Source organism: Streptomyces sp. NPDC048270, assembly GCF_040652335.1.
GTDB lineage: Bacteria > Actinomycetota > Actinomycetes > Streptomycetales > Streptomycetaceae > Streptomyces.
The window spans coordinates 1-5249 of the sequence record NZ_JBEZLV010000096.1 but is presented as its reverse complement, the minus strand read 5'-3'; the positions used below and the strand labels follow the sequence as shown (position 1 = coordinate 5249).

The following is a 5249-nucleotide window of genomic DNA, read 5'->3' as shown; positions in this document are numbered from 1 at the left end:
AAGTGAAGATGGCGAACACGACGGCACATTCAAGGCCGAGGAGCGACCCGGGGAAGAGGCCCGTGAAGAAGGTGACGCACACCGACAGGAAACCGTCATCGTCCTCGCGCCCGCCTTTTTCGATTTCGGCGCGGCCATGGCGGGCGGCTCGTTCCTCGCCTGGCGGCCGACCGCGGGACCCGCGTGGCCCTCGTCCCGCGCGACGGCGGACCCCCGCGCTGGGCCGCCGACGAGGCGTTCTGGCTCTGGCATACGCTGAACGCGTACGACGACGGACCAAGGCCGGACGCGCCGGTGGTCCTGGACTACGTGCAGTGGAGCCGACTGATAACCGGAGCCCGGCGCGGGCCCCGTGGGCGGTGGACTCGTACGGGCGCGCATCGACGCTGGCGGAATCAGGTCTGGGAGGCCGATCAATTCCAGGCCCCGGTCCTGGTCGGAGGTCTGGCGCCTCATGGGTCCGTTGGTGACGTGGTTCGTGGACTGCGCGACGAACACGGTCATGCGGGTCGAGGTCACCGCGGGTTATCCGTCTCGCGAGTCGGTAGTGGCCGCGCTCCGCACTGCGGTGCTATGCGAGGAACTGTTCGGGCTGTAGGTCGGGCTTCCGGAGAAGGTCCGGGTGGATCGGGGTAAGGACTTCTTGTCGAAGACGATTCCCGCGGCGTTCGGTGAGCCGGTGGTCGAGGACCTGCCCGCCTACAACCCGCACCCTGAAAGCACGGTGGAGGTCCTGATCCGCACGGTGGAGGTGATGTTCCTACCCTCGTCCCACCGAGTTCCACCTACTCTTCATCTGCTGTCCGGCCTGGGTGGAACGCCATGCTCAGTAACTGTGTGGACGGTGAGGAGGGCCCGGCGGCCGCTGTGTTCCGGAGGCTGTTTTCAGCTGTTCCGCAACCTGCCACCCACCGCGCCCTTCGATGCCTACCGGGAACGTAAGACGTATCCGCGACCAGGCTGGAAAGGTTCCGTGTCATCGGGCGGGTCGGAATTTTCAAATACGGTGGGGATCGTTCTCCGGGAGTGAGGGGACTTCGACCACCCTCTTGTCTGTGATCTTCCCAGCCTTCAGGAGTATGCGCAGTTCGTCGAGATTGAGGGATTTGTCGTCGGATACCACGGCCAGGTCGCCAGCCCAGACTTCTCGGGTCACGGATCTGCTCCGCAGGAACCGTCGCGCCTTGGACACCGGTCCACCCGCCTGCTCCAGAGCGTAGAGGACACCGCTGTAGGTGCAATTCTCGCTGGTCTTCCATGTGCCGAGTGCGACGATGGCGTACTGCGTTCCGCCGTTGTACACGGCAAAGGTCACAGGGAGAGGGCTGCCATCCGCATTTTGGCGGTTCCTCTTGTACTTCTTGTACACCTCGAGGTTTCTGGCCTGAACCTGGAGACGGCGGGCCCAAAGGCCCTTCGGCTCGCCGTCAGAGACGGGAGCGCCGGCCTGCTCCGCTCGGTGAGTTTCTTGGTCTTGGTTCTTGCGCTTTCCGTGCGTTATAACTGTTTCGGTGTGCTTCTCCGCGTGGTGGTCCTGACCGGGGGCAGCGTACTCTCCGGCGTCTTGTACCACGGAGCTGCCCTCGCACCCCTTCCGCCCTCTGGCGCCATTCGCAGCGGAGCGGGTGGCTTTTTGAGGTTCTGGAGCCCAGTCTTCACCGAACAATTCGGCAAATAGCTGGCGATGCAGTCCGTGCGACACTTCGCCCCCATTTTGGAGAATCTTGAGCCCTTTCAGGGAGCGATGCAAAGTGAAACTCATGTCGGCCGCACCAAGGCCCGTCAGTTGCGAGCCGTATTCCCAAACAATATCCGTACCTTCGGTGAGCGCTGCAATACCGCGCGCGTATGCCGGATCTATGCGCACAATATACAAAAATGCGCCTGATTGTGAGGGAAGGCGGCTTGTAAGGTTTCGGCTATTGATGACAATTTGCGCCTGGTTGAGCGTAAAGTACTCCGCAAGCTTGCTCTTCCGCATTAGGTCAGATTCGGCAAGTTCTTTTTCCGCGGAGAGGTGCTGGGCATCTAACGTCCACTGTATAAGGCATTGAGCGTACTCATCAACGGCGGACTCAAGCAAGTTCTGAATCTCCGGCCGCTGCTGCGGCCCGCACCCGAGCTCCTTGTAAATATGATCGATCGGCAGTTGGTGATTATTATGCTGAAAATCTGCAAGTATTTGCAGCATGAAGCCGGCCTCTATCATCCCTTGCTCGGAAGTGAAATTGCGTCCAAAATCGGAGTAGTCTATCCCTGATGTTTCCCAAAGCCAAGCGTGGAAGGTATCTCGTAGCGCCGTGTAGTTTCCTGGAATATTTCCGGGGCCTACGGTCTCCCTCATAGCTGCTGCTGCAACGGCTACGTCATTCGCAAGAGTGTGTGGCGTCATTTTTGAGCATCCCAATGGTTCGCGATCCTGGATTCATTGGATCTCTTCTGTCGCGTTGCGGAAACCCCCGAACAGGAACTCAAACAGGAACGGATGCCCGCCCTATTGGGCAAGAAGGGTTCCGCTACTCCCGTATGCACGCCCTATTCGAAGAGAGCTCGGCTGATCAGTCTCCGGCTCGTCGCGGCCAAGAAGCCGTTTAGGGTACGCCGAATGCTGGATTCCCGAACTGCTGGAGCGGATCACCGCGCGTCGTGCAGAGCTGGACGACTTCGAAGGACGGCTGGTTGAGCAGCTGGCGGAGGTACGATCCGAGCGGGAGGAATCTCACCGTCACCGAAAGAGTCCTCGAGCCAACCCGACCGTAAAGGGACATCGCCGTCGCAGTGTGGGTGAACATCATGCTCCGGCTGAAGCGGAGGCGAGCCCTGGTTCGAGATTCGCGTCGACGACCCGTACCGGCGCCGCTGGCGCTACCCCGCGTCCAACGGCCGCTGACCCGGTACGCGAAGCCGGGCCTTCCCTCGCTGCGGAGGGGGCTGGCCGGCGTCCGGGCCGGTGGGCGGAACGGGCACCGAAGTTCCCGTGCGCCGCGCGGGACGGACGGGCCCGCCAGATGCTACGGCCCCCGGAAAGGTCGTACACAGGCCCTATGAGAGGCATCCGAACAGAAGCCACCACCCAAGATCTACCGGAAGACCAGTGCGCCCTGGCCCAGCTTTGCGCCTGCGCGAAGGCCGGGGCACGGCCCTCGTCGCGGCCTGGTTGGCCATGGCTGGTCAGGCCAGGAAGTTCTTCTGCCACTGGAGCGAGTCCCGGCTGAGCGCGACGTCGGCCAGCCCCTTCGCCGAGGGGGTTCTGAGGGAAGGTGTCGATCCAGTTCTGGGTGGGGCTGTAGCCCTGCCTCGACGGCCTGGACGAGGCTGCGGGCGGGCGGCCCGGGCGACGATCGGCTCAGGAGTGGTGCTGGCCTCGTACTCGTCGACGGCCCCCTGGACGCCGGAGCGGAAGGCGGGGCGGGCGCCGGTGACCTGATCGGCTGTGAGGCCCTGGCAGACCCTGTACACGCGTTTTCGCAGGTGGGCTTTGGACGGGACCTTCGCGCGGATGCTGGTCGAGGTCCAGGCGGAGAAGGACGCCGGTCACGGCTGACCAGGACATCTCATCAAGATCCTGTTACAAGCTCTTAAATCTCGTACCATGGTCGTGATGAGGCGTCCTGGTCGGCGATGACCGCGGTGTGGTGGCTTTGGCTTTTCGTGGCCATGACGAGGAGTAATAGGCCGAGGGTGTCGACGACGATGCTGCGTTTGCGGCCCACGATCTTCTTTCCCGCTTCGATGTCCTGGGTATTGAGGGGCACGGTGTGGGCAGTCTTGACGGACGGTTAGTAGATGACGCAGGCCGTCGGCTCGGCGTTGCGGCCTTCTTTCTCGAGGACCAGGCGATGAAAACGGACGCCGAGTTGCTCGATGGTGCCGTCGGCGGTCCAGGCGGTGAAGTAGGAGAAGACGGTGGTGTGGGCGGGGAAGTCGGGGGGCAGGTGACACCAGGCGATGCCGGTGCGGTTGACGTAGAGGATCGCGTTCATGACTTCACGCAGGTCGGCGGGTTTGCGGCCGATGTTGAGGGAGTCTTCTGCCGCTCGGCCCGCCAGGCAGTCAGCACGGGTTCGAGCAGGGCCCAACGGGCGTCGGACAGATCGGACGGGTACGGCTTGCGGGCCGGCTGTGCAGTCATGACGCTACTGATATGGTCCGTGCCTCGCGGCGTGCTGTGCTGTCGTTCGACCGGCGCCGCCAGATCCGGCATTTTCGAACCGGACAGGAGCTTTGGATGCAAACCTGGACGACGTGCCCGGCCGGAAGCGGGATAAGACGGGTGCCGAATCGGCTTGAATGCTCATGAAATACCACGTCTCGGACCAGCAAGAAAAGCCATCAAGCCGGCATTCAGTGCACAGAACATCCACTAAGAGCTTGTAACAGGATCTTGATGAGATGTCCTGGTCAGCCGTGACCGGTGTGACGATTCGGCCGTTCGTGGTGGTGTGAGTACTCGGCCGTGGATCGTGGACGACGACTTGTGGGCACTGATCGAGCCGCTGCTGCCGCCTGAGCTGGGATTCGGCTCGGGGCAGACTTGCTGGCGCAGACTGGAGCGGTGGCAGCAGGCCGGCGTCTTCGACCAGCTGCACCGCATTCTCCTCGCGGAACTGAACGCGTCCGGGCCAACTCGACTGGTCCCGGGCCGGCTCCCACATCCGCGCGAAAAAAGGGGAAGCCGACACCGGTCCGTCGCCGGTCGACCGGCGGAAAACGGGCAGCAAACACCACCTGATCTGCGACGGACACGGCACCCCGCTCAAAGTCATCACCACCGAGGCCAACGTCAACGACGTCACCCAGACCCCCGCCCCAATCGACGGCATCCCACCGGTGGCAGGCCGCCCCGGCCGGCCCCGCCGACCTCCCGAGTCCCTGCTCGGGGACAACGGCCACGACTCCAACCCCAACCCCAACCGCGATGAACTGCGCAAACGCCGGATCCTGCCCGTCATCTCCCACAAAGAAGCCCCGAACACCAAGGGCACGGGCAAACTCCGCTACGTCGTCAAGCAGACCTTCGCCCTGCTCCACCAGCTCAAACGCCTCGCCGTCCGCTGAGAACGCCTCCACGGCGCCGTCGTCTCCCCCGCCTGCAGCCTCATCTACTGGCGACACCCCAACAAGGCAGCGATCATGATCGTGTTACGAGCTCTTAGACGTCGTTTCATTTGGTGAGGCGGCGGTGGCAGATGAGGGCTGCGGCTATGCCGACGAAAGCAAGGAAGTGTTCGGCCTTGCGTTCGTAGCGG

The 5249-nt window shown here is 63.0% G+C and carries 1 protein-coding gene and 3 pseudogenes; 2 read left to right on the top strand and 2 right to left on the bottom strand.

Annotation, left to right across the window (positions count from 1 at the left end):
• Positions 1 to 94: 94 nt before the first annotated feature.
• Positions 95 to 318: pseudogene (locus tag AB0D66_RS34055) on the top strand (carotenoid oxygenase family protein); the annotation flags it as partial.
• A gap of 679 nt (positions 319 to 997) precedes the next feature.
• Here AB0D66_RS34055 and AB0D66_RS34050 read toward each other — a convergent pair.
• Positions 998 to 2344, bottom strand: coding sequence for a hypothetical protein (locus tag AB0D66_RS34050; RefSeq protein ID WP_362311029.1), 1347 nt, complete (start codon positions 2342 to 2344; stop codon positions 998 to 1000).
• A gap of 1315 nt (positions 2345 to 3659) precedes the next feature.
• Positions 3660 to 4132, bottom strand: a pseudogene (locus AB0D66_RS34045) (transposase); the annotation flags it as partial.
• Between the two features lie 310 nt (positions 4133 to 4442).
• Here AB0D66_RS34045 and AB0D66_RS34040 point away from each other — a divergent pair.
• Positions 4443 to 5055: pseudogene (locus AB0D66_RS34040) on the top strand (transposase); the annotation flags it as partial.
• Positions 5056 to 5249: the final 194 nt, after the last annotated feature.